A 25,746-nucleotide genomic window follows, 5' to 3' on the forward strand; every position below is an offset into this window, starting at 1 on the left:
CTTTTTCGCGATGGCATACAGGGTATTAGTAGTTGACGACTCAAGTTTTTTTTGCCGACGCGTAAAAGATATCCTAAATCAAGATCGTCTGTTGGAAGTCATTGGTATTGCTCGAAACGGTGAAGAAGCCATTAAAATGGTGACTGAGCTAAAACCCGACGTTGTCACTATGGACGTTGAAATGCCAGTAATGGATGGCATTACCGCGGTCAAGCGTATCATGCAAATTCAGCCTTTACCGATTCTAATGTTTTCGTCGTTGACATCTGATGGCGCGAAAGCAACCTTAGACGCGTTAGATGCTGGAGCCTTGGACTTTTTACCTAAAAAGTTTGAAGACATTGCCAGAAATAGCAAAGAGTCTGTTGAATTGTTGCAAAATAGGGTACGGACTCTTGCTGCAAAGCGTGGACTTGTGGCAAGACGTTATTCAACAGCCTCGAAAACAGCGTTTAATTCTCCCGGAACCACGGCAAAAACCCAAATATTTATGCGAAGTTCAAGTGTTGCCGTTGCACCGGCGGCATCGCAAACTGATGTTAAAGAGTCATTTTCAACTATTCGCCGTTCATCAGGTAAACGTTACGAACTATTAGCAATTGGTACTTCTACTGGGGGACCAGTGGCTTTACAGAAGATACTTACTGAACTGCCTGAAACATTTCCACATCCGATTATTCTTGTACAACATATGCCCGGTAGTTTCACTAAAGCCTTTGCTGATAGATTAAATCACAATTGTAAAATTACCGTCAAAGAAGCGATTCATGGAGAACGTTTAGTCAAAGGTTGTGCGTATTTAGCTCCCGGCGGGAAGCAAATGTTAATTGAAGGTTCAAGTCGCAATGCCACCGTTAATATCGTAGAAACTCACGACCAGGCTCATCATCTGTTTAAACCTAGCGTTGATTTAACGTTTCAGTCGATAAGTCAGGTTTACGCTGGCAATGTGTTGGGCATAATATTAACGGGAATGGGCTCTGATGGGAAAGAAGGCTGCGCAGCATTAAAACAAAAAGGCGCTAAAATTTGGGCACAAGACGAGCAAACTTGCGTGGTTTATGGCATGCCACAAGCCGTGACGAAAGCCAACATCTCAGAACGAAACATACCAATATTTGATATTGCCAAGAGTATAGTGTTGGAAATGCAAATAAAATGAACACTATTGGATATCGAGTAGAAAGAGAGCGCTTGTGATAGTTTGGGCTGTTGCTAACCAAAAAGGTGGAGTTGGGAAAACCACCACGACTGTCACTTTAGGTGGAATTCTGGCACAACAAGGGAAACGTGTTCTATTGGTTGACACGGATCCGCAAGCATCTTTGAGCTATTATTTTGGTGTGGATGCTGAGGAGTTATCGCATAGTGTCCATGATGTTTTTATTGCTGGTGACGGGTTAGACAAAGATAAAGTGTTGGATAGTTTGTGTTCGACCAAACTCGATTCGCTATTTATTTTGCCATCTTCAATGGCGCTGGCAACGTTAGATCGAACCATGGGTACTAGGCCTGGCATGGGTCTGATATTAAAAAAAGCATTTGCAAAAATTGAAGATGAATTTGATTATGTTTTAATTGATTGTCCTCCTGTATTAGGTGTATTGATGGTGAATGCTGTAGCCGCATGTGACAAATTAATAGTGCCAGTGCAAACCGAGTTTCTTGCGCTTAAAGGGTTGCAGCGAATGATGCATACATTAAAAATTATGTCGAGGTCGCAAAAACGCGATTTTGATTATATTATTGTACCTACAATGTATGATAAGCGTGTTAACGCGGCGTCAGATGCATATAAAGATCTGTGCGATAATAACAAAGGCAGAGTTTGGTCTGGAATCATTCCTGTTGATACGCGCTTTCGAGACGCGAGTCAGGCACAATCTCCTCCGTCGTTATTTAGTCCTAAAACCCGAGGCGTTTTTGCGTATAAAAATTTATTGTCGCAACTTCAAACTAAAGTCGATTACATCACATGAGTAAAGGTACCTTTGCAAAAGAAGACGTTGTAGAAGATTATCTAACATCATTACTGACTGAAGAGGTAGAAGAGGATAGGGAGCAACTCGAAAGTGTTGCTAAGCTCTTGGCCACAGCAGATGTTGCGGCCGTTCAAGAATCCCTTGAAGAGCCGACTTTCTGCGAACCGAATCCGTTGCCGGAAATTAAAGAAACCAGTGTTTTGGTCGAAAATAAAGAGTCTTCGTCAGTCAAGGCAAAGGAAGTTGAAGCGTCTTTTATTCCGACTAAAGATTTTCAAGCACTATTTTTTGAAGTGGCAGGATTAACCTTAGCATTACCTTTAACGGAGTTAGGCGGCATACATAAAATCCAAAAAGTAGGCCCCTTGTTTGGTAAACCTAAATGGTTTAAAGGTGTTATGCTGCATAGAGATGAAAAATTAAGCGTTGTTGATACCGCATTGTGGGTAATGCCTGAAAAATATAATGATGAACTGGCAGAATCATTAAATTATCAATATCTTATTATGCTAGATTCAAGTGGCTGGGGATTGGCTTGCGAACGTTTGATTACCACATCGACGTTAGCACCCACTGATGTGAAGTGGCGAAAAGCGAATAATAAACGCCCTTGGCTGGCTGGCATGGTAAAAGATAAAATGTGTGCACTTGTTAATGTGAAGCAGTTGATTAAATTGCTCGACAAGGGCCAAAATAGCAATGATAAGTAGACGCAGCTTGTAGGGAGCGAGTCATATGAGTGATGAAAGAAGTACTAAAAATGTAGCCGCCGATAGCAACGATGAAGTACTGCAATGGGTAACATATCGATTAGGTGACGAAACCTACGGAATTAATGTCATGCAAGTACAAGAAGTACTTAGGCATACAGAAATCGCTCCTGTTCCCGGTGCACCAGATTATGTGCTTGGTATTATCAATTTGCGGGGCAATGTTGTAACTGTGATTGATACTCGAACTCGTTTTGGTCTTCCACCCCATGACATCACTGACAGCACCCGTATAGTCATTATTGAGTCTGAAGAACAAGTGGTGGGCATTTTGGTTGATAGTGTCGCTGAAGTTGTTTACCTACGTTCTTCTGAAATTGATAGCGCACCCAATGTTGGCACCGAAGAAAGTGCTAAATTTATTCAAGGTGTCAGTAATCGTGACGGCGAATTGCTTATATTAGTAGATTTAAATAAATTGCTAAGTGATGAAGAGTGGGACGAAATTAGTGGATTATAATTCGTTTGATTTTGTGTAAAAGGCATACCTAAATGCTTACTTGGCAATATGCATCCATCGCAACGTTGGTGTTTTTGGTTATTCTGATTGGCATCGTTACTTACGTTTTTGCTAATCGAGATAAAAAAAACAAGCAGCGTGTCGATGAGTTAATGCTGCAAATTCACACTCTACAACAGCAAATTTCACACGCACAAGAAGAGTTGCATGAAGTGCGCTCCGGAGCCATGGGTGTTGCAGCGAAAGTAAAGGATTTAGTGCTTAAAATCGGATTGATGCAAGATAAGTTAGAAGAAATTGAGTATCTAGATCCAGAAACTAAATTGTATTCCCAAGCTGCTAAAATGGCCGACGCAGGCGCAAGCGTAGAAGAACTTATGCGAGAATGTGAGCTTCCACGGGCAGAAGCTGAATTGTTAATTGCGGTGAAAAAATCCCAGTAAAATTTCCCTAACCTCTGTTATCGGCATTTATTTCAATCTACTCTTAAAAACCTTTTTCCCTTGTCGTGGTTGTTGGTTTATGGGATAACTAATCAATGTGTTGTGTAATATCAGCAGATTACCTTTATCGTTGATAAGTTGATTTAACATGGTGTTATTCCGCTATGCAGTCACTAATATTCCTCTAATGAGATATACATTTATGAAAACCACTGTTTTACACCTACTGGCTTTTTTAATGGCTGTTCAATTCACCCTGGTGCCATTGGTAGCAACAGGTACTGAGGCCCAAAGCAGCACAAATATCACAGAGCCTTTTGGTCCACCTGAACAGGAATTAATGGTCGAAGTCGAAGGCGGTAAAGTGTATGTCCGGCTAAATGGCCTGTCTCACAGTGATGCTTATCCTGTTATTTTTGTTCATGGAGGGCCTGGTGGCGCACATAACGGCTTTGCTGAAATGCTGGGGCTGGCGAATGAGCGTATGGTTATAATGTATGATCAGCTCGACAGTGGTAAATCTGAACAGCCTAACAATCCCGAAAATTGGCGAGTTGAACGCTTTGTTGAATCATTGGATAAAATACGCCTAGCACTTAAAATTGAACGCTGGCATGTGGTTGGACATAGTTGGGGCTCTGCGCTGGCCCTCGAATATACGGCTAAATACCCGCAGCATACTGTCTCCACAGTTTTGGGGGGGACATTTATCTCTACGCCGCACTGGATCATGGATGCCAACTTGCTTGTAAAAGCAGCCCCGGAAACAATAAGAGAAACCCTTAAACAATGTGAATCTGACTCGCCTCCGAAAAAAGATATTTGTGATAATGCCTATACCGTTTTGTATTCACCTTATTACCAGCCTAAACCAACCACTGAAGCGGCTTTAGCGTACTACGAAAACGTTGGTGGAAAAGGGTTTAATCCGCTTATTTATAATCAAATGTGGGGACCAAGTGAGTTTTCTTCTACAGGTGTGCTTAAACACTACGATGCCACCCATTTATTGACTGAGATTGATGGCAGCCGCACTCTTTTTATGATTGGCCAATATGACTCGGCGCGCATTGATACCGTGCAAGACTATATCAAACTGACGTCGGGTGCTGAACTGGCTGTGGTGCCAGGAGGAGCACATGGCTTCTATTCTGATCGGCCGATAATTACCCAAGCCATATTAAAAGACTGGCTTACTCGAAAAGATTCTGCTTTTGAAATAAATAGATAAAACGTCTTTTTAAACAAATGCACTTTACAAAAAAGTTTTAACACTGGCATTATTAGGTTAGGTGAAACAAAGGTCGGTGTTGTTATTCGCTCATATCAGCTTAGTTGAAGGAAAAAGGTCTATTCATTCAAACTGTAATATCTGATATCAGCGAATGTTATCAGTGCCTATTAACACCCATTGTTGAATAATTCAGATTGCTCATTTGCATTATTGACGTTTTTATTTTGATTCCAAAATCGTTACCAGTTGCTGCAGATCTTCAACAATATAATCTGGCTTTTCAGCAAGTGGATAGAGTGCTTTGCCTTTACGGGCAATAAACGCGGTCTGCATGCCAGCGGCTTTAGCTCCCGCCACATCCCAGCCATGGGCGGCAACCATCATTGTTTCTTCAGGTTTTACCCCTAAGGTTTCTAATGCCCATGCATATGATCTTAAGTCCGGTTTGTAGATTTTAATATCTTCGATGCTTAGACGTTTATCAAAAAACTCGGTTAAACCGGCATTCTTGAACTGTGTCTCTACTCCCTTGTTGGATGAATTAGTTAAGCTGACGAGCATGTAGCCTTCGGCTTTTAATGCGGCTAAACCTGCTTTCACATCGGGATGAGGTGGCAACGATAACAACGGGCTTTTAATTGCTGTTAAGGCCTGCTCTTGGGTAATCTCGATATTGTTACTCTCTGCAACCATCATCAATGCTGCGACGCCAATTTTACCAAAATCATGATATTCGCCCGTCACAGTGGTGACCAGTGAATGATGCAGCATAGTTGAAAACCACAAGCTGATTAAATCGTCGTTTCCATGCAATGCTTTTGCAATGGATGTGCGCATGGATTCCAGATCAAGCAAGGTCTCATTAACATCAAAAACAATGATCTTAGGTTTGCTTGCGCCTTGGCTGTTAAAGCTCACACCAACTAAAACTAGGCTCAATAGTAAAAAACGGAAGTATTGGGATAACACTTTAAAATACATGGATACTCGCTACATTAATTTAGGTGGGAAATTAGTTGAACTTGGGTGATTAAATTTCACCGAAGACAACCATAATCGGTTCGAATTTAAATCTGTTGAATAATATCAAGTTAAAACGATTAACTTGATTAGCGCAATATATCTGGCTTTGAACAATCGTTCAAGTTAATATTGAACAGTTGTTCAAAAGGAGGTTGTAAGTGGCAAGTAATACAAAATTTAACCGAGATGAAGTGATTGATAAAGCCCTACAACTTTATTGGAATCGAGGCTTTCATGGCACTTCCATGCGCACATTACAGAATGAAATTGATATGCGTCCAGGCAGTATTTATGCAGCATTTGGTAGCAAAGAAGGTTTATTTAAACAAGCGCTTATTCGTTACACCCAGATAGGGTCAGAGCATCTTAAACAATGTCGCAACAAAGCTACCTCTCCGCTGGCGGCACTCAAAATGTTTATGCTACACAGAGTCGCTGAAAATCAAATGTCTTCTCCTTGCAGTATTTGTTTATTGGCTAAAACGATAGCAGAGTTAACCGATGATAATTCGGAGTTATTAGAACAAGCCAGAATGTCATTAAAAGCCATGGAAAGCAGTTTTGAGTCACTGATTATTGAAGCGCAATCTTTAGGGGAGTTAGATAAAAATTATCACAGTAAAAACATTGCTCGCCATGTACAGATTAACTTTTCAGGACTTCGAACTTATATAAGAGTGTATGGTGGACAAGTGCCGACCGAGGAAATCATTGACGGTATATTTTCACCTTTTATTTCACACAAGTCATTACATTAGAGGCTTGTTTTCAAAAGCCTATATGAAAACCAAGAAATGGGAATTTTCCTGATCCGCTAATTTATAATTCATTTCACTTAACTTTTTCAATAAATATACGATATACTACGTTTTGTAGCATAATGTATATCCGGGGGAGGTATGGGCATAGTAAAAATTTCGAATGAATTGCATGAAGAAGTTCGAAAAAATAGTGCTGTAATGGAAAGGTCAATCAATTCACAGGCTGAATTTTGGCTGAAAATCGGGCGCTTAGCGGAGCAAAATCCAACTTTAACTTACGAACAAATTCTGCAGCGTGAAATGCGTAGTCAAAATGTCACCACAGTGAAATTAGTCAATGAGTAATATCAACATCAAGTCGCACCAAGAAATAGCATTTATGCGTGAGTCAGGAAGGCTATTAGCAAGTGTTTTTGCAGTCTTAGATAGCTTTATAAAAGCAGGCGTGACCACCATGGAAATTAATGATTTGGTTGATGATTATATTGTAAATTCGTTGCATTCAAGGCCTGCCAGTAAAGGTCAATACGGTTATCAATATACGTTAAATTCATCTATCAATGAGGTTGTATGTCACGGCGTACCATCGATAGGGAAAAAGCTTAAGGAACGAGATATCGTTAACATTGATATTACCTTAGAGAAAAATGGCTATATTGCTGACAGTAGCAAAATGTATATGATTGGCAATGTATCGCCTATTGCTAAAAAACTAGTCGATGTTACTTACCAAGCAATGTGGCAAGGCATCAAATCGGTCAAGCCTGGTAATACCCTTGGCGATATTGGGCATGCAATTCAAACACATGCAGAAAAACATGGATTCAGTGTGGTGCGCGATTATTGCGGACATGGAATAGGTCGCGAGATGCACGAAGAACCGCAGGTTTTACATATAGGAAAACCTAACTCAGGTGTTGTATTGCAAGAAGGTATGACATTTACGATTGAACCTATGATCAATCAAGGCTCATTTAAAACCAAATTGAAAAAAGATGGCTGGACGGTTATCACCAAAGATAAAAAGTTGTCAGCCCAATGGGAACACACTGTGTTAGTGACTCCAACTGGATATGAAGTGCTAACATTACGTGATGAAGAAAAGCAATCTTAAAACTGCTATTTAGTGGGCGCCTCATATTAGTGACTTTACTTTTAACCCCAAGTTTTTTGAATAAAGTGCAGCCTAGTTACTAGGTTGCATAGGCATTCTAATTAGTGCTCTGCTGATTTAAGATTAATTGAAATGTAATATGTTGCATATCGCCTGTCACCGTAAGTTCTGCACCAATTCCATTAGCTAGCGTTTTGGCTATTGTCAGTCCTAACCCAAAGTTTTCGGTTGAAGTCCTGGCTGTGTCTTTTTGCCACAGTGGTTCGAACATCCCTGCAAGTTCTTCATTGTTTAAGTGGTTAATACAAATATTACTTATATCAATCACTAGCGGGTCTTTGTTAGCGTGTTTAATAGCGACTGTCACAGTGGAGTTTTCAACGCTATGTTGCAATGCATTGGTCAGAAGGTTTGTTAATATTGACTCCAATGCAAATGCATTGGTTAGTATGCTGTGTGAATGATCCGCGCTAATTATCTGTATACGCTTTTGGTTAAGCTTAGTACTAAGTTGTTGAACTAACGATAACGGGTCAATCTCATCAGTACATTGTAAGGTTTGCACGCTATATTTATGGATCAGCATTAGATTTGAAATGATACTTTTCATTCGTTCGCTGATTTTAAGCACTTCCGGTTTAAATTCCGAGTTAAGGTTATATTCTTCAGGAAAACGAATGGCTATTTCTGCTAAGTTAATCAGCTCGGTAACTGGGGTTTTTAACTCGTGAGCAATATCGGATGTCAGCCTTTTTTCCCGAAGAAATAGAGAGTAATTTTCATTAATAAAATGATTTAAGCTTTCTACTATAGGCACTAGTTCTGAAGCTGTGTCTTTTATTCTTGAGCATTGGTTTTGTTCCGAAAATCGTATGGCTTTAATTTCTTTATTTAATTCATCGATTGGTTTTAGTGCCGAGGATACCACTCTTCTAACGGTTAACCTGATAAGTAGGGGGATAGTTATTACGGCAATGATAAAGGCTAAATCAATAAACCAGAGATAAAAGTTCAGGTTTTCAACGGAAGCTGCATAGGCGAGTAACACGGGTTTTTGAAAATTTTCGTCTGCTTGTTTGTTGTTGAGTAATTCACTTCTATATTCACTATCAATTTGTGGGATAAAACGTGAATAGATTACCCTGCCTGAACGGCCATCGGGTAATTTGATATCTTCAGATAGGATTGAATCAACAGGGATTGATTTGTAGGCTAAACTTCTTATTGTGTGCATTGTCAGTGTGTCTGAGCGTTCGAAAATATCCTCTCCGTGCCATATTTGGAAGTACTCTGATTCCGTTGTACCTTCAAACTCAGGTAAAAACTCGCCGGCAAATTCGAATTCAAGACCGTCGTGATCCTCCCGTACAAATGTCATGAGCATTCCAGCCTTGTTGATCATGGAACGCTCAAATTCGTCAGATATCCAAGTATCTACAGTAATATCTGCAGCTAAAAGTACAATTAAAACAATGAGTGAAATAAAAAACGATAACCGTCTTGTTAGTGTTTTGCGGATGGATTTCATTCACCTTCCAGCATTTGATAACCAAATCCACGTTTGTTCTTTATCGGGAGATCAGCACCGAGTTTTCTAGCCTTTTTTCTAGCAGATGACAGGTGTGCTTCAATCGCATTTTTAGAAATACTGTCGTATTGCCCTGATATATATTCGCTCAGTTTCTCTGCGGTGGTTATTCTGTTTCGGTTAACAAATAAACACTCTAAAACTTTGTATTCATTGGGGGTTAAATCAATATTTTGATTTGCAAAACTAATGCTTTTTAATTGCAAGTTAAGCTCAAACCCCTTGACTTTAATTTTGTCAAAATGATTCTGAGTTGAACCTCGTCGCATAAGGTTGATTAATCTTGCGTGCAATTCATCGAACGAAAACGGTTTAGATAAATAATCATCCGCGCCTGATAAAATCCCAGTGATCTTCGTTTCAGGTTCGGCTCTAGCTGATAAAATTAATACGCGAGTGTCATTTTTACTTTTTCGCAGTGTTTCGAGAATTGTCATGCCGTCAATACTAGGGAGCATTAGGTCAAGTATTATGCCGTCGTACTCACACATCAAGGCCATGCTTAAGCCCTCAGCGCCATCTCCTGAGGTGTCTACAGAGTATCCTAGTTTGACTAAACCTATTTTTAAACTGCGTCGCAAAGACTCCGAATCTTCAATTAGTAATAATCGCACAATTTATTGTTCGCCACTGAATGCTAGTAAGTGACAACTTTACGCTTCCAATCTTAAGGTTTACTTAAGATCGTAAACTTGTATGTGTTAAACAATATTAAATCTAATCTTCAGTTAATCTTAAGGTTGCTCGGATATATTGCTAAAAACTTAAAGTAATAAGTCTGGGAGAGTTGATATTGTGGATATTTCTGTAGTTATCCCCGCTAAAAATGAACAAGACAATATCATTCCGTTGATAGAAGAAATTGTTGCTGTTCTTAATCGTAATAATGAGTTTGAAATTGTCTATGTGGACGATGGTAGCGATGATAATACCTATAGTAACTTGTGTTTAGCCGCGTCAAGTGATTACCCTCAAGTAAAACCTATTCGACATAAGTATTCTGTTGGCCAAAGCAAAGCGATTCACACCGGTGTCAGTTTTGCCAAAGGAAAGCTGATAATAACCCTAGATGCAGATGGTCAGAACGATCCTGCTGACATTCCAGATTTGTTAAAAGAAGCTCAAAAATTTCCAGTTGGTGCTCATTTTTGTATCGCCGGTTATCGGAAAAATCGTAAAGATACGGCATGGAAACGCATGCAGTCTAAGATTGCTAACAATATACGCAGTCGAATTTTGCGGGACAATACCCCTGACACGGGATGTGGCTTAAAAATCTTTCCCAAAAGTACCTTTTTACAACTCCCATACTTCGATCATATGCACCGCTTTCTTCCTGCCTTAGTGCGTCGTCTTGGAGGAAAGATTGTGGTTGTTGAAGTCAGCCATAGAGATCGTCAATATGGCACTTCCAAGTATAATATGTTGGGAAGACTACGAGTGGGAATTGTCGATCTTCTTGGTGTGATGTGGCTACAACGACGAGGTAAAATTGCTTTGCTTGAAACAACTCATGAGCAATAAATTTTGAAGTTGTTTCTCAACGTTTTTGTACGTCTAATACCTTTATTATTGATTTGTTTAATTGGTAGTGAGCTACTAGCTCAGATCCCATCGATTAATACATTTAATCAATCGTGGATAGATGCTCACACTCGAGACAATGGATGGCAGGGGATTATTAACTTTATTTTAGTTAGCGGTTTACTGGCGTCTTTGGGCGCTCCTCGACAATTCATCGCTTTTCTAAGCGGCTATGCCTTTGGCTTTGCTGAAGGTGTAGTTTATTCGACGTTTGCGATTACGTTGAGTTGTTTACTCACCATGCTTCTTTCTCGTTTTTATGCCAAACCTGTGGTCACGCACTTTTTCCCAAACAAAGTGATCGGTCTCAATCGGTTTTTGACTAATCAAGTTTTTATAAAAACAATTATTGTTAGGTTGTTGCCAGTTGGCAATAACCTCATTACCAATATAACGGCGGGAGTAACCACTATTAAAATTTGGCCATTTGTGATGGGATCTATGTTTGGTTACATCCCTCAGATGGCTATTTTTGCGCTTATGGGAAAGGGGGTTGTGGTGCAATCTTATTGGAAGATCACTCTCAGTGTTGTATTTCTCGCCATATCCAGTTTGTTAAGTCTTTATGTCTATAAAAAGTTTAAGGCTGATAAGTACTTAATCACTAGCACCGGTGCACAAAATACTGCTCAATTTGCTGCCACGAGCGGTCATAAATAGTGACATGATTACGCATTTAATTCAGTTCCATTTATCTTCTCAAAAACATGCGCGCGAACTGCAGCTTTTGGGTGTACTTTTGTTCATTTCGATCATCTTAATTTTTGTGGGATTAGGATTTCGCGATCCATGGCCTGCAGATGAACCTCGTTTCGCACAAATTGCTAAAGAGATGGTAGAAACTGGTCAATGGTTTTTCCCGGCCAGAGCGGCAGAGTTTTATCCTGATAAACCACCTGTATTTATGTGGTCAATCGCGATTTTTTACGCATTGTTCGGCTCTTTAAATATAGCTTTCTTATTGCCTTCTGCGCTGTGTTCACTACTGACTATTTATTTAGTATTTGATATTGGACGTAAGCTATGGAACCCAGAAACTGGTTTTATAGCAGGTTTACTACTAGTGTTTAGCTTTCAATTTATGCTGCAAGCTAAAAGTGCGCAAATTGATGCAATGGTTTGTGCGTGGATCACCCTTGGTTGTTATGGTTTCTTGAGGTTTTTGCTATTTGACGCTAAATGGCGATGGTTCTATTTAGCCTGTTTTTTTATGGGAATCGGTGTTATCACTAAAGGCGTAGGCTTTTTACCTATATTGATATTGATTCCGTATATGTTTATGCGCTTTATTTGCAATTATCACTCAATACTTAAGCCGGATAATGAGTCTATTGTTAAGTGGGTGCTGGGACTATTGGTCATGCTTTTAGCAATAGGTTTGTGGTTTGTACCTATGTTGGTATTAGTTGAATTAAGCCACAATCCGTTATTAGAACAATATCGCGATAATATTTTGTTTAAACAAACAGTTACTCGTTATGCTGATTCTTGGCATCATATTAAACCATTTTGGTATTATTTCGTATCCGTAATCCCTGCCTTTTGGTTACCCCTAAGCATTTTCATTCCGTGGTTAATTCCTCATTGGATACGCGCAATCAAAAAGCAGGATGCCCGGGTAATTCTGCCGCTAACGTGGATTGTACTCGTGTTAGTGTTTTTCAGTATCAGCCCAGGCAAAAGAGGCGTATATATATTGCCAGCTTTGCCAATGTTAGCCTTAATCAGTGCACCTTATGTGCGACAAATTTTACAGCGACGGGCCGTCAATTGGATTTTATGGGCACTGGTGACTGGTATATCTTTAGGCTTATTAGCTTTCGCATTGGCTGGATTAAGCAATGCCAGTTTTACCCAAAAGCTAGTGACTGAATACGCTATTTCACCTTGGTACTTTTTTATATCAATTGGTTTGGCTGGACTCCTGGGCACACTTATCACAGTCAAACAACAGCAGTGGCGGAGCTGGCCGCTATTTATATCTGTGGCATGGATTTTGTACTCTACTTGGGGATACGGTTTATTAGAAGTGGTTAAAACGCCGAAAAAAATATTTCAACAAATGCAACATATTGTTCCGCAAAATGCTGAAGTTGGGCTAGTCGATTTTGCCGAGCAATTTATTCTATTTTCCCCTTATCCTATTACTCATTTTGGTTATCACACTGACAATGCAGAGCAAGTTAAAGCGGCTTACCAGTGGATAGGAACCAGTAAAAACCGATTTATATTGCTAAGTTTTGAGTTAGTCGAGGGGCTTTGTTTTGATAAAAATAAAGCCATACATCTTGGGTTTGCCCACCGCACTGATTGGGTATTATTAAATACCGCTAGTCGCGTAAATGGGTGTCCTAAACCACAGCTTCATAAACCACAGGGCAATATTATTGAATATCAGTATATTCCCAAACCCTAAGTGCCTATTTGAATCAAAAAAACATATCAATAACTGCAAAAAGTTCAACTCAGACAGTAGAGATTTTAAATTAAATTATAGAATTGTTTTTATTTAAAAAATTATTGCAAAACATCAGTTTATCTTCAGTTTCAGCTAAGGTTTGGCTTCTAAAATAGCTTGTGTAATCAACCATAAATGAAACAAGATGAATGTAATTTTAAAGCTAATGCGACATGAATATACTGGCGCACAAATTATCGCGATAAATTCGTTATTTATTGTATTTGTATTTAATTATTGTTTTTTAAATGGTGTATTTGCAGCCATTCAACCTAACAACTTGTCACAATGGAGTTTTTACGCTTCAGTTATTCTATTATTGTTTAGTCTAACCATTATAATCACTAGTATTTTGGGAGGAATAGTTTTTCCCAGAACTATATCTGCGGTCACAGTGCTAGTGTCATGCTTATTGTTTTATGCAACTTTTCAATACGGTGTCATTTTTGATAAAAGCATGATTCAAAACATTGCTGAAACCAATTCTGGTGAAGCCTCATCTTATTTGAATATTAGTTTTCTTATCTACTTTATTCTGCTGGGAGTTGTCCCTGCAATATTGATGTTTAAAATAAAGGTTAAAGGAGATTTAAAAAGCCGAATAAAAAGTGTGTTAACGATAAATCTGCTTGCACTAATCGTCACTGCTTCGACTGTTACTTTCCTGTATAAAGATTACGCAGCGGTAGGCAGAAATAATCATAATTTATTTAAGTATATTGTCCCTTTTGCATTTTATGATTCTGGATTTAGGTATTTACGAGATAATTATTTTTATCCCCCTTTGCCCTTTAAAGTTTTAGATAAATCGCCAACGATCAAGCCGTCAAAACAAGGACAACAAAACTTAACAATAGTTGTGGTCGGGGAAACTGCCCGTGCACAGAACTTTTCGTTGAATGGTTATACTCGCAATACCAATAAGTTTTTGGCGCAAACCCCAATACTCAGTTTTAAACAGGTAAGCTCTTGCGGTACTGCTACCGCAGTGTCTGTGCCATGTATGTTTTCTCGTTTACCACGAAGCAAATACGAAAGTCGAGTGGCGAGTAGTCAAGATAATGCTTTAGATATAATTCATCGAGCAGGCGTGGACGTCACTTGGATTGATAATAACAGTACTTGTAAAGGGGTATGTGAAAGAGTGAGTGAAATTCGTTTTGATCCAACTCAAGACTCACCGTTGTGTGATGGTGATTATTGTTTTGATGAAATTCTTATCGAAAAATTGCAACAACAAATTAGCCAGCATAAATCCGACAATAAACTTATCGTCTTACATATGATCGGTTCCCATGGTCCTACTTATTTCCGGCGCTATCCCGATACATTTAAACCTTTTATGCCAGATTGTCCGCAAAGTGATATTCAACATTGCAGCGAAAACCAGTTAAAAAATACATATGACAATACTATTGCTTATACCGACTTTGTATTAAGTAAAGTTATTGCGGTTCTGCAGCAAAGTAATGTAGCCAATAAGTCCTTGCTGTACATTTCAGACCATGGCGAGTCATTAGGTGAAAATGGACTTTATTTGCATGGCTTTCCCTACAGCATTGCCCCTGAAGAGCAAACTCATGTGCCTATGTTGTACTGGAGTACTGAATTAGCGGATGCTAATTTTAAAGACTGTATTTCCAGCAAATTGAATTCTGATTTCTCACAAGACAATATTTTTGACACCCTGTTAGGTTTAACCAATGTAAAAAGCAGCATTTATCAACCAGAAATGGATATATTTCAGCAGTGTAGAACAACAACAATAATGGCTAAAAGTTGATTATTTGCTCCAATTTCAGTTAACCAATTTTATGTGAGGAATAAGAATAATTAAGGTTATTTCGAATATGTGAAATAAAAATTCTCAGGTATAAAGTGTATAGGCCGGATAAACGTTTAGACGTCTAGACGTAAAGATGTTGACTTTTGAGTGTGAATAGGCGAAATTTGTTTTCTTACAACCACATTGGAGAACTTATGCCTATTCGAATACCTAGTGATCTTCCCGCCCAAGGGGTCTTGAACGCGGAAAATATATTCGTTATGGACAGCGAAGCCGCTGCTAAGCAAGACATTCGTCCTCTAGAAGTGGGCATTTTGAATTTAATGCCGAATAAGATTGAAACTGAAGTTCAGATTTTACGACTTCTTTCCAATACGCCATTACAGATTAATATTGATCTTATTCGCATCGATAATCAGGCACCTAAGAATACACCTAAAGCCCATATGGATGCCTTTTATTTGTCTTTTGATGACGTGGCTCATAAAAATTACGATGGGTTTATTATCACCGGTGCACCCATTGCTCACCTCGATTATGCTGACGTCAAATATTGGGACAAAATCACCACTATTATGGAGTGGACACAACGTCATGTGCAGTCTACTTTATATTCTTGTTGGGCGGCCCACGCTGCCATGTTTCATTTTTACGGGCACAATCGTCAACTTCGAAACGACAAGCTTTCCGGTGTTTACACCCATAATGTGAACGAACCACACGATGCGTTAATGCGCGGCTTTGATCCGCAGTTCAATGCACCCCATTCTCGTTTTGGGGAAATTCCCATCGACATATATAAAAGTGTTGAGGGGCTAAATGTATTAGCCAGTTCGGAAAAAACTGGGGCGTATTTAGTCGCCTCAAAAGATAAACGAATGGTATGCGTTACTGGGCACCCAGAATATGATCCTGAAACACTGGATCAGGAGTTTAAGCGTGATAGTAATAATGCATTAGCGCCGAAAATTCCAGAAAACTATTACGAAAATGATGATCCCAGTCAGCCCTATCATGTAACATGGCGCTCCCATGGTTCGCTTCTGTTTACAAACTGGTTAAACTATTATGTTTATCAGACGACACCGTTTGATCTTGCTGATCTTCCAAGTAAAAAATAAGAGGTAATTGCGTGGCGCAAAATAACACCGAACAACTCTACTCCATTGCACAGCAACGAATTCTTATTCTTGACGGTGCAATGGGAACTATGATTCAACGGCATAAACTGGAAGAAGATGATTACCGCGGTGATCGATTTGTCGATTGGCATTGTGATGTCAAAGGCAATAACGACTTGCTTGTATTGAGTCAACCCCAAATTATTTATGATATTCATTGCCAATATTTCGAAGCTGGCGCTGACATAATCGAAACCAATACCTTTAATGCTACCACTATCGCCATGGCTGATTATGATATGCAATCCCTGGCCAAAGAAATTAATATTGAAGCAACCAAGTTAGCCCGTAAAGCGGCCGATGAATACACCGCAAAAACGCCCGATAAACCTCGTTTTGTTGCGGGCGTCTTAGGACCCACAAACCGCACGGCTTCAATTTCTCCCGATGTAAATGATCCGGGCAAGCGTAATGTGAATTTTGATCAACTGGTAGCAGCCTACTCAGAAGCGACACACGGTTTGATTGAGGGCGGAGCTGACATAATTCTAATTGAAACTATTTTTGATACATTGAACGCTAAAGCGGCTGCCTTCGCAGTAGACACTGTGTTTGATGAGTTAGGTATTACTCTACCCGTTATGATTTCAGGTACTATCACTGATGCCTCTGGCCGTACTTTATCAGGGCAAACTGCTGAAGCTTTTTACTATTCACTGCGACATATCAACCCTGTGTCATTTGGGCTCAATTGTGCCCTTGGACCGGATCTATTACGTCAGTATGTAGAAGAGATTGCTAACCAAGCTGAGTGTCTGGTTTCTGCGCACCCTAATGCGGGCTTACCGAATGAGTTTGGGGAATACGACATGGAAGAAGACGAAATGGCAGAACATATCCAAGAATGGGCGAAATCAGGATTGGTGAATATTGTCGGTGGATGTTGCGGCAGTACGCCAGAACATATTGCTGCAATTGCAAAAGCCGTAGAAGGCATTGCGCCTCGGGTTCCAGTCAAAAAAGAAGTTAAAATGCGCTTGTCTGGTTTAGAACCCTTTGTGCATTAACAGGAGTTTTTCGTGTCACAAGAACAACAAAATACCAGTGCTACCTTTGTAAACGTAGGGGAACGTACCAACGTTACAGGTTCAGCAATGTTTAAACGTCTGATCCTCGAAGATAACTATGAAGCAGCGTTAGATGTGGCTCGTCAGCAAGTTGAAAATGGTGCGCAAGTCATCGATATCAACATGGATGAAGCCATGTTGGATTCCGAAGCTGCCATGGTACGATTTTTATGTCTAATTGCCTCTGAACCAGACATCTCTCGCGTACCTATTATGATTGACTCTTCTAAATGGAGCGTCATCGAAGCTGGCTTAAAGTGTGTTCAGGGGAAAGCGATAGTCAATTCGATTAGCTTAAAAGAGGGTGAAGAACCCTTTTTAAAGCAAGCTAAATTATTGAAACGATATGGTGCAGCGACTGTTGTGATGGCGTTTGATGAAAAAGGTCAAGCCGACACACAAGCTAGAAAATACGAGATATGTGAGCGCAGTTATAAACTATTAACTGAAAAAATCGGCTTTCCACCTGAAGATATTATTTTTGATCCGAACATTTTTGCCGTAGCAACCGGAATTGAAGAGCACAACAACTATGCGGTTGATTTCATCGAAGCGACTCGTCAAATAAAACAAAATCTACCGCACTGTCATATCTCTGGTGGTTTATCGAATATTTCCTTTTCATTTCGCGGCAATAACCCAGTTCGCGAAGCAATGCATTCGGTGTTTTTGTATTATGCCATTAAAGCAGGCATGGACATGGCGATTGTTAATGCCGGCCAGTTAGAAGTTTACGACAATATCCCTAAGGAATTAAAAGACGCTGTTGAAGATGTGATTCTTAATCGCCACCCAGATGCCACTGATAATCTATTGGCGCTGGCACCCAAATATCAAGGTGACGGCAAAGCGGTTGTAAAAGAGAATCTAGAGTGGCGTGAATTCCCAGTTAGTAAGCGTCTAGAGCACGCTTTAGTTAAAGGTATTACCGACTTTATCGTTGAAGATACTGAGGCTGCACGTTTAGAAGCTGAGAAACCTTTGCATGTTATCGAAGGTCCATTAATGGACGGCATGAACGTGGTAGGTGATTTATTTGGCGAAGGTAAAATGTTTTTACCTCAAGTGGTAAAATCTGCCCGAGTGATGAAAAAGGCTGTGGCCTACCTTGAACCTTACATCGAACTTGAAAAAGACCAAAGCAGTAGCAACGGTAAAATATTGTTGGCAACAGTAAAAGGCGATGTGCACGACATAGGTAAAAATATTGTTGGTGTGGTTTTGCAATGTAATAACTATGAAATTATCGATCTAGGCGTAATGGTGCCGGCTGCTAAAATTATGCAAGTGGCCAAAGATGAAAACGTCGATATGATCGGACTGTCAGGGTTAATCACTCCTTCTTTGGATGAGATGGTACACGTCGCAAAAGAAATGCAACGCTTAGAATTAGATCTACCGTTATTAATCGGCGGTGCCACCACATCAAAAGCCCATACTGCGGTAAAAATTGAACAAAACTATCACGGACCTGTGGTTTATGTGCCTAATGCCAGCCGAGCCGTCGGGGTTTGTCAGAAGTTGATTTCGGATGAATTTAGACCTGAATACGTAGCGCAATTGCAAAAAGAATACGACGTCGTCCGAGAGCAGCATGCACGTAAAAAGCCCCGTTCTAAACCTGTAAGTTTAGCTGCCGCAAGAGAAAATCGTTTTGATTGTGATTGGCAGGTATATCATCCTCCAGTACCCAAAACTTTAGGTGTGCAAACGGTAAATGTTGAGTTATCGGAATTGGTTGATTACATTGATTGGACACCTTTCTTTTTAACTTGGTCGCTTGCGGGTAAATACCCACGAATTTTAGATGATGAAGTGGTTGGCGAAGAAGCTAAAAAGCTGTTTCACGATGCCACTACTATGCTGAAAAAGCTGTGTGAAGAAGGTAGCTTGGCTGCCAAAGGCGTGGTTGGCATCTTCCCTGCGAACCGTGTAGGTGATGATGTTGAAATTTATGCCGATGATAGTCGCCAGAAAACGATTCAGGTAGCTCATCATTTGCGTCAACAAACCCAAAAGCCAAAAGGGTTTAATTACTGTTTAAGCGATTACATTGCGCCCAAAGCCAGTAAAAAAGCCGACTATATTGGCGCTTTTGCCGTTACTGCTGGCATAGGTGAAGATGAATTAGCTCAAGCTTACATTGATGATGGTGATGACTACAACGGTATTATGGTCAAAGCCATTGCTGATCGTTTAGCAGAAGCCTTTGCTGAGTATTTGCATGCAAAAGTCAGAAAAGAAATCTGGGGTTATGCTGCAGACGAACAGTTAACTAATGAAGATTTGATTCGCGAAAAGTATCAGGGTATTCGCCCTGCACCTGGCTACGCTGCCTGTCCTGAACATACTGAAAAACAAGTTATTTGGGATCTATTGGACGCTGAAAATGCGACCGGTATGCAGCTTACTGAGTCATACGCGATGTGGCCAGGCGCGGCTGTATCTGGGTGGTATTTCTCACACCCTGATGCACGCTATTTTGCAGTCGCTCAAATTCAACAAGATCAACTTGAGGATTACGCACAGCGTAAAGGATGGAGCTTGGAGTATGCTCAGAAGTGGCTTGCTCCGAATCTAAACGGCTAACCTTATAAATAGTAGGTGACGGATGTTCGATAACAAAAACTTTTCACAACCTTGTGAGAATAATAAGGCACCTATCTTAGAGCAACTGCTTGTGCATTTTGCCAATCAAACCAAGGTATTGGAAATTGGTTCTGGCACAGGGCAGCATGCTGCATTTTTTGCACCTGCATTGCCACATCTAACTTGGCAACCGACAGATATTGCTGACAACCACGCCAGTATTAATGCGTGGTTAGAGGAAGCAAAATGCACAAATGTGTTGCCTCCTGAAGAATTCTTCATTGGCAAAGATAGCTGGTCTTTTCAAGACGTAAACGGCGTTTTTAGTGCGAATACCACTCACATTATGCAGCCTCATGAAGCCCAATTGATGATGCAAACTGTCGCTTTAAATTTACCTGAAACTGGGGTTTTCTGTCAGTATGGCCCATTTAAATTTGACGGTAAATATACTAGTCAGAGTAATGCGCAGTTTGACCAAAGCCTACAACAAAGAGGTTTTGGCGGTATCCGTGACATTGCTGAGTTAAAAAACTGGGCCACGCCATTAACCTTAGACGATATGATTCAGATGACGGCCAATAATCATCTGTTAGTCTGGCGTAAGTAGTAACTTCGTTAGTCTTGTGATTTTTTAAACGGTAAGACTTCAGCTGCACTAATTTTATAGGCTTCAATCCCAGGGGCTTCTTGCTTAACAAAACGTGATACTGCGTCTTGGAAGGAGGGATCATCTAACCAGTGATTTGAATAACAAAATATCGGCTCAAATCCCCTTAGAATTTTATGTTCTCCTTGAGTGCCCGGGTTAAAGCTGGCTAAGTTTTGCTGGATACAGAATTCAATGCCTTGGTAATAACAACATTCAAAGTGCAGACCATCAAAGTCTTCTATTGCGCCCCAATATCGACCACACAACTGTGTTTGATCATATAAATAAAGTGCCCCAGCCACGGGGGTGTCATTGTGCGAAGCAATCACCAATAAGATGTTCTGTCGCATATTTTCGAGAATATTTGTAAAGAAAGATTTGTTTAAGTAACCACTATGACCGCTACGCTTTAAATAGGTCTGGCAATAGCAAAGATAAAAGAAATCCATTTCTACTGAGGTTAAGGTTTCGCCATGAAAGCGTTTGACGGTTAATTCTTGCTGCGCAATTTTTTGTCTTTCTTTGCGCACACTTTTTCTGCGTCGGGCGGTAAAGGTGGCTATGAAATCATCAAAATGCTGGTAGCCACGGTTAAACCATTGAAACTGGACACTTCTTCGTTCCACTGCACCAAGGCCTTGCAACTGTTGACTGACTTTTTCAAAGGGGAACAGAAAGTGTACAGAAGATGCGTCCAGGGCAGGCAATTGTTGTTTTATATACAGGTACATTTTTTCCAATAACTTTACTGGGTCAGTTTTATTATTGGTTAACAAACGCGTACCGGTAACAGGTGTAAAGGGAATTGCATTGACTAATTTGGGGTAATACTGTTTGTGATAACGCTGATATGCTTCTGCCCAAGCAAAATCAAACACATATTCGCCATAACTATGGCTTTTTTTGTACATTGGTAGGATACCGATAACCGCCTCATCCTGATAAGCTACCAAATGATGAGGTATCCATCCTGTGTCACCGCCAACAGAACCGGATTGCTCTAAGGCCGCTAAAAATGGGTAACTACAAAACAGCGCTTGATTTTGATTTAAATCATCCCAGATCTGTTTAGGTACTTCGTCGATTGAATGAATAAATTGAAAAAACAATACAAAGGTTCCGATGAATCAAGTTGATAGGCTATTAATATGTCAGACAATGATGTGAAGATCATCAATCATTCTATTACTCGTCTGTTAGCTCGTCGAGAACATAGTCAACATGAGTTAGTCACAAAGCTCACATTAAAAGGCTTAGATAGCGGTTTAGTTAAACAGCAAATCGCCTTATTTGCAGAAAAAGATATTCAAAGTGATAAACGTTTTGTCGAAGCATTTATTCGAAATAGAGTGTTGAAAGGGCAGGGGCTTAAACGTATCCAAGTTGAGTTACAACAACATAATATTGACGAAATGATAGTATCAAACAGTTTTGCCGACTGTGAAACAGATTTTGCTGAGACAGCCATTCAAGCTTATCGTAAAAAATACGGTGATACGCCGATACGGGATTGGCAAGACAAACAAAAGCGCATGCGTTTTTTGCAATATCGTGGTTTTAATCACGAACAAATTCGAATTGCTTTAAAAGGCGAACCTAATGAATGAGAATGATCAATACAGCTTGACAAATTCACGGCTTAACAAGGTTCCCTCATTTGTGGTATCGTTCGCCGCCTATAGCCTAATTAGCAAGCATTGTGCTTGTCCGACAACTTTTAAATCAGGAAAATGAATGAGTAAAACTACCGCTGAAATTAGACGCGCCTTTTTGGATTATTTTGCCAATCATGGTCATCAAATTGTTCCCAGTTCTTCATTGGTCCCGGCGGATGACCCTACGCTTTTATTTACCAATGCAGGCATGAACCAATTTAAAGATGTTTTTCTTGGTACTGAAAAGCGACGCTACAACAAAGCAACGTCTTCTCAGCGTTGTGTCAGAGCGGGTGGAAAGCATAACGATTTGGAAAATGTTGGCTACACAGCGCGACATCATACATTTTTTGAAATGCTGGGGAATTTCAGCTTTGGGGATTATTTCAAACAACAAGCTATTCACCATGCTTGGACGTTCCTAACCGAAGTATTAGGCCTACCTAAAGAGAAACTATTAGTCACCATTTATCATGAAGACGATGAAGCTTTTGATATATGGAACAAAGAGATTGGTATTCCAGCAGATAAAATTATACGCATCGCAACCTCAGATAACTTTTGGTCAATGGGAGATACTGGCCCCTGCGGACCGTGCTCCGAAATATTTTACGATCACGGAGAACATATTTGGGGTGGACGTCCAGGTACGCCTGAAGAAGACGGTGACCGTTTTATTGAAATATGGAACCTAGTTTTTATGCAGTTCAACCGAACTGCCGATGGCGTCATGCACCCGCTACCTAAACCTTCAATTGATACGGGTATGGGGCTTGAGCGTATTTCCGCGATTTTGCAGAACGTTCACAGCAATTATGAAATTGATATCTTTCAGAAGCTTATTGCCGCTGCAGCAAAAATTGTGGGCTCAACGGACTTAGAAGACAAATCCTTACGAGTGATTGCAGACCACATTCGTTCATGTGCATTTTTAATTTGTGACGGCGTTATGCCATCGAATGAAGGTCGCGGTTATGTATTGCGACGTATTATTCGTCGTGCCGTAAGACATGGATATAAGTTGGGCGCGAAAGATATTTTCTTTTACAAGTTGATTGACGAGTTAGGAGTTCAAATGGGTGAAGCTTACCCTGAACTCATTGATCAAAAACCGGTCCTTGAAAAAGTGCTCAGAGTTGAAGAAGAGCAATTCTCTCGTACCTTGGAACGAGGTATGACTATACTCAATGAAGCATTGTCAGAATTAGAGGGAGAAGTTGTTCCTGGAGAATTGGCATTTAAACTTTATGACACTTATGGGTTCCCTGCTGATTTAACCAATGATGTAGCCCGTGAAAAAGGTTTTACTATCGATCAAGATGGTTTTGATCAAGCGATGGCGCAACAACGGGAACGTGCTCAGCAAGCGAGCAACTTCGGTAAAGATTACAATGAAGCGATTCATGCTAAATCAAGCAGTGAATTTGTTGGTTACGAATTAGTAGCTGATCGCGCTGAGGTTGTCGAGTTATTCAATGACAAAGGCGCTGTCACTGAAATCAAAGCTGGTGATTCTGGTATTGTAGTGCTTTCAAAAACGCCATTCTACGCGGAATCTGGTGGTCAGGTCGGGGATACTGGATTACTCAAAGGTGACTCTGCAGAATTTAACGTGTTAGACACCGTTAAGCTAAATGATGCTGTTGCTCACAAAGGTATCGCGAATAAAGATATTAAAATTGGCGATGTTGTTGATGCTCAAGTTGAAGCTCAACGTCGCTCAGCAATTAAGTTAAACCACAGTGCTACTCACTTAATGCATGCGGCGTTAAAAACTATCTTAGGTGAGCATGTTAACCAGAAAGGTTCATTGGTGGACGCAGAGCGTTTACGTTTCGATTTTTCTCATTTTGAAGCGGTTACGCCTCAGCAAATTTTGGAAATCGAGTCACTCGTCAATCAGCACATTCGTTTGAATCATCGTCTAGATACTAAACTAATGGGCTTAGAAGAAGCTAAAAATGCCGGTGCTATGGCGTTGTTTGGTGAAAAATACGACGAAAACGTGCGCGTAGTATCGATGGGACCGTTTTCATTGGAACTTTGTGGTGGTACTCATGTCAACCAAACAGGCGACATTGGATTATTTAAAATAGTCAGCGAAAGTGGCATTGCATCTGGCGTACGACGAATAGAAGCGATTACTGGTCAAGCAGCATTACAATATGTGCAAGATCAATCGAAATTAATTAGCAGCATCTCTGGTCTATTAAAGTCAGAGGCTGCGAATTTAGAAAATAGAATCGTTGCTGTAGTTGATCACACCAAAGAGTTGGAGAAGGAATTATCTAAGCTTAAGCAGAAAATGGCTGCTCAAGCTGGAACTGATTTGGCGTCTAAGACTACTGATGTAAAGGGGGTGAAAGTACTTTCGACTAAAGTTGAAGGTGTAGAATCTAAAACTTTACGTACAATGGTCGATGACTTAAAGAACCAAATCGGCAGTGGTGTCATTGTTTTAGGTTTACCAGCAGATAACAAAGTGAGTGTTATTGTTGGTGTGACTAAAGATCTAGTTGGCAAAGTTAAAGCTGGTGAATTAGTTAATTATGTAGCCAGTCAAGTAGGCGGTAAAGGCGGCGGGAGACCCGATATGGCGCAAGCCGGAGGGAGTCAACCTGAAAACCTTGATGCCGCTATTAACTCTGTACATAGTTGGTTAGAAGAGCGCTTATAAGTGTTAATTAGTGAGTTTTTGTAAGTGACGACAAAAACATGGAATGCTAATTGTGTATTTTTCTGGAGTTAACTGGTAAATACGCTAATTTTAATTAGGGAATATTGTGGAATAACGCAAAAGGAGCAATAGAATGCTAATTTTAACCCGTCGTGTAGGTGAGACCTTGATGGTAGGTGATGAAGTCACCGTAACTGTATTGGGTGTTAAAGGGAATCAGGTAAGAATAGGGGTTAACGCCCCCAAAGAAGTATCTGTGCATCGAGAAGAAATTTATATGCGCATTCAAGCAGAAAAAAATGGAACTGCGAGTGAACGTTCCGGCAATTCGAGCGAAGATGTAGAATAAAGTAAAGTGAAAAACCTAAGAAGGCTGGTTAACCAGCCTTTTTTTTTATTTTATTTTTAATAATTGTTTTAACTATCTCGAAAATATAAGCATATCAATTCGTACAAAATACCATCATATTATTGCAGTTTTACGCTGATCGTCTAAAATCCCAGCATACAGGTAGTAAAGTGTAAAAAAAGGTTTGACTTCCTTTTGTGATTCAGTAAACTTCGCTCCCACATTTGGAGAGGTGGCCGAGTGGCTGAAGGCGCTCCCCTGCTAAGGGAGTATAGGGTTTGTAGCCCTATCGAGGGTTCGAATCCCTCCTTCTCCGCCATTCCTTTTTATCGGGAATGGAACAAATGTCTTTTACGCGTGTGTAGCTCAGCTG

Annotated in this window: 24 protein-coding genes and 1 tRNA gene; 21 read left to right on the forward strand and 4 right to left on the reverse strand. The window is 40.2% G+C overall.

The annotated features are described in order from the left end of the window. Window positions 1-10: 10 nt before the first annotated feature. The 6 genes from KO530_RS19185 to KO530_RS19210 all read left to right on the forward strand — a co-directional run bounded on the left by KO530_RS19185 (window position 11) and on the right by KO530_RS19210 (window position 4,886). On the forward strand, window positions 11-1,162 hold the full coding sequence (locus tag KO530_RS19185) for a protein-glutamate methylesterase/protein-glutamine glutaminase (RefSeq protein WP_216050072.1): 1,152 nt from the start codon (window positions 11-13) through the stop codon (window positions 1,160-1,162). 34 nt (window positions 1,163-1,196) lie between these two features. Further along, on the forward strand, window positions 1,197-1,979 hold the full coding sequence (locus tag KO530_RS19190; RefSeq protein WP_216050073.1) for a ParA family protein: 783 nt from the start codon (window positions 1,197-1,199) through the stop codon (window positions 1,977-1,979). Further along, window positions 1,976-2,692: a chemotaxis protein CheW gene (locus tag KO530_RS19195; protein ID WP_216050074.1), complete on the forward strand. Its 717-nt coding sequence runs from the start codon at window positions 1,976-1,978 to the stop codon at window positions 2,690-2,692. The genes KO530_RS19190 and KO530_RS19195 overlap by 4 nt, the downstream gene beginning before the upstream one ends. A gap of 25 nt (window positions 2,693-2,717) precedes the next feature. Then, window positions 2,718-3,212 carry a chemotaxis protein CheW gene (locus tag KO530_RS19200; protein ID WP_216050075.1) on the forward strand — a complete coding sequence of 165 codons (495 nt, stop codon included), beginning with the start codon at window positions 2,718-2,720 and terminating at the stop codon, window positions 3,210-3,212. Window positions 3,213-3,244: 32 nt separating this feature from the next. Then, window positions 3,245-3,655 (forward strand): DUF2802 domain-containing protein, encoded by a 411-nt coding sequence (locus KO530_RS19205; protein ID WP_216050076.1) that lies wholly within the window; start codon window positions 3,245-3,247, stop codon window positions 3,653-3,655. Window positions 3,656-3,857: 202 nt separating this feature from the next. Then, window positions 3,858-4,886, forward strand: a complete 1,029-nt coding sequence (locus tag KO530_RS19210; RefSeq protein ID WP_252729370.1) for a proline iminopeptidase-family hydrolase — start codon at window positions 3,858-3,860, stop codon at window positions 4,884-4,886. Between the two features lie 222 nt (window positions 4,887-5,108). Here the strand turns inward: KO530_RS19210 and KO530_RS19215 are convergent, their stop codons facing one another. Further along, a complete protein-coding gene (locus tag KO530_RS19215; RefSeq protein WP_216050077.1) occupies window positions 5,109-5,870 on the reverse strand; it encodes a haloacid dehalogenase type II in 762 nt (253 codons plus the stop codon). Between the two features lie 200 nt (window positions 5,871-6,070). Here KO530_RS19215 and KO530_RS19220 point away from each other — a divergent pair, with 200 nt between their 5' ends. The 3 genes from KO530_RS19220 (at window position 6,071) to map (ending at window position 7,787) form a co-directional block, all read left to right on the forward strand. Then, window positions 6,071-6,670 carry a TetR/AcrR family transcriptional regulator gene (locus KO530_RS19220; RefSeq protein ID WP_216050078.1) on the forward strand — a complete coding sequence of 200 codons (600 nt, stop codon included), beginning with the start codon at window positions 6,071-6,073 and terminating at the stop codon, window positions 6,668-6,670. 141 nt (window positions 6,671-6,811) lie between these two features. Next, entirely contained in the window at window positions 6,812-7,018 is a 207-nt protein-coding gene (locus tag KO530_RS19225; RefSeq protein ID WP_216050079.1) for a ParD-like family protein, read from the forward strand. Then, window positions 7,011-7,787, forward strand: a complete 777-nt coding sequence (map, locus tag KO530_RS19230) for a type I methionyl aminopeptidase (RefSeq protein WP_216050080.1) — start codon at window positions 7,011-7,013, stop codon at window positions 7,785-7,787. The genes KO530_RS19225 and map overlap by 8 nt, the downstream gene beginning before the upstream one ends. 97 nt (window positions 7,788-7,884) lie before the next feature. Here map and KO530_RS19235 read toward each other — a convergent pair whose 3' ends face one another. After that, the gene (locus tag KO530_RS19235; protein WP_216050081.1) at window positions 7,885-9,315 is read right to left on the reverse strand and encodes an ATP-binding protein; all 1,431 of its coding nucleotides are present in this window, start codon (window positions 9,313-9,315) and stop codon (window positions 7,885-7,887) included. After that, on the reverse strand, window positions 9,312-9,989 hold the full coding sequence (locus KO530_RS19240; protein ID WP_216050082.1) for a response regulator transcription factor: 678 nt from the start codon (window positions 9,987-9,989) through the stop codon (window positions 9,312-9,314). Before KO530_RS19240 ends, KO530_RS19235 begins: the two co-directional genes overlap by 4 nt. 181 nt (window positions 9,990-10,170) lie before the next feature. On the opposite strand from KO530_RS19240, the gene KO530_RS19245 reads away from it, so the two are divergent. The 8 genes from KO530_RS19245 to KO530_RS19280 all read left to right on the forward strand — a co-directional run bounded on the left by KO530_RS19245 (window position 10,171) and on the right by KO530_RS19280 (window position 20,650). Beyond that, a complete protein-coding gene (locus tag KO530_RS19245; protein WP_216050083.1) occupies window positions 10,171-10,899 on the forward strand; it encodes a glycosyltransferase family 2 protein in 729 nt (242 codons plus the stop codon). Between the two features lie 3 nt (window positions 10,900-10,902). After that, window positions 10,903-11,619, forward strand: a complete 717-nt coding sequence (locus KO530_RS19250) for a TVP38/TMEM64 family protein (RefSeq protein WP_252729371.1) — start codon at window positions 10,903-10,905, stop codon at window positions 11,617-11,619. A 79-nt stretch (window positions 11,620-11,698) separates the two neighbouring features. Then, window positions 11,699-13,375: an ArnT family glycosyltransferase gene (locus tag KO530_RS19255; protein WP_252729372.1), complete on the forward strand. Its 1,677-nt coding sequence runs from the start codon at window positions 11,699-11,701 to the stop codon at window positions 13,373-13,375. A 187-nt stretch (window positions 13,376-13,562) separates the two neighbouring features. Continuing rightward, window positions 13,563-15,200: a phosphoethanolamine transferase gene (locus KO530_RS19260; protein ID WP_216050085.1), complete on the forward strand. Its 1,638-nt coding sequence runs from the start codon at window positions 13,563-13,565 to the stop codon at window positions 15,198-15,200. 197 nt (window positions 15,201-15,397) lie between these two features. Next, on the forward strand, window positions 15,398-16,324 hold the full coding sequence (gene metA / locus KO530_RS19265; protein ID WP_216050086.1) for a homoserine O-acetyltransferase MetA: 927 nt from the start codon (window positions 15,398-15,400) through the stop codon (window positions 16,322-16,324). A gap of 11 nt (window positions 16,325-16,335) precedes the next feature. After that, window positions 16,336-17,391: a homocysteine S-methyltransferase family protein gene (locus KO530_RS19270; RefSeq protein ID WP_216050087.1), complete on the forward strand. Its 1,056-nt coding sequence runs from the start codon at window positions 16,336-16,338 to the stop codon at window positions 17,389-17,391. Window positions 17,392-17,403: 12 nt separating this feature from the next. Further along, entirely contained in the window at window positions 17,404-20,040 is a 2,637-nt protein-coding gene (gene metH, locus KO530_RS19275) for a methionine synthase (protein WP_216050088.1), read from the forward strand. A gap of 22 nt (window positions 20,041-20,062) precedes the next feature. Next, entirely contained in the window at window positions 20,063-20,650 is a 588-nt protein-coding gene (locus KO530_RS19280) for a DUF938 domain-containing protein (protein ID WP_216050089.1), read from the forward strand. 8 nt (window positions 20,651-20,658) lie between these two features. On the opposite strand, the gene KO530_RS19285 is transcribed toward KO530_RS19280, so the two are convergent. Beyond that, entirely contained in the window at window positions 20,659-21,801 is a 1,143-nt protein-coding gene (locus tag KO530_RS19285) for a GNAT family N-acetyltransferase (protein ID WP_216050090.1), read from the reverse strand. A gap of 39 nt (window positions 21,802-21,840) precedes the next feature. Between KO530_RS19285 and KO530_RS19290 the strand changes: the two genes are divergently transcribed. From KO530_RS19290 to KO530_RS19305, 4 genes are all read left to right on the forward strand, one after another. Next, window positions 21,841-22,299: a regulatory protein RecX gene (locus KO530_RS19290; protein ID WP_216050091.1), complete on the forward strand. Its 459-nt coding sequence runs from the start codon at window positions 21,841-21,843 to the stop codon at window positions 22,297-22,299. Window positions 22,300-22,426: 127 nt separating this feature from the next. Beyond that, complete coding sequence (gene alaS, locus KO530_RS19295; protein WP_216050092.1) at window positions 22,427-25,024, forward strand: alanine--tRNA ligase; 2,598 nt, start codon at window positions 22,427-22,429, stop codon at window positions 25,022-25,024. Window positions 25,025-25,157: 133 nt separating this feature from the next. Beyond that, complete coding sequence (gene csrA / locus KO530_RS19300; protein ID WP_216050093.1) at window positions 25,158-25,373, forward strand: carbon storage regulator CsrA; 216 nt, start codon at window positions 25,158-25,160, stop codon at window positions 25,371-25,373. A gap of 226 nt (window positions 25,374-25,599) precedes the next feature. Continuing rightward, window positions 25,600-25,692, forward strand: a tRNA-Ser gene (locus tag KO530_RS19305). Window positions 25,693-25,746 lie beyond the last annotated feature (54 nt).

The organism is Aliiglaciecola lipolytica, assembly GCF_018860635.1.
GTDB classification, from domain to species: Bacteria; Pseudomonadota; Gammaproteobacteria; order Enterobacterales; family Alteromonadaceae; genus Aliiglaciecola; species Aliiglaciecola lipolytica_A.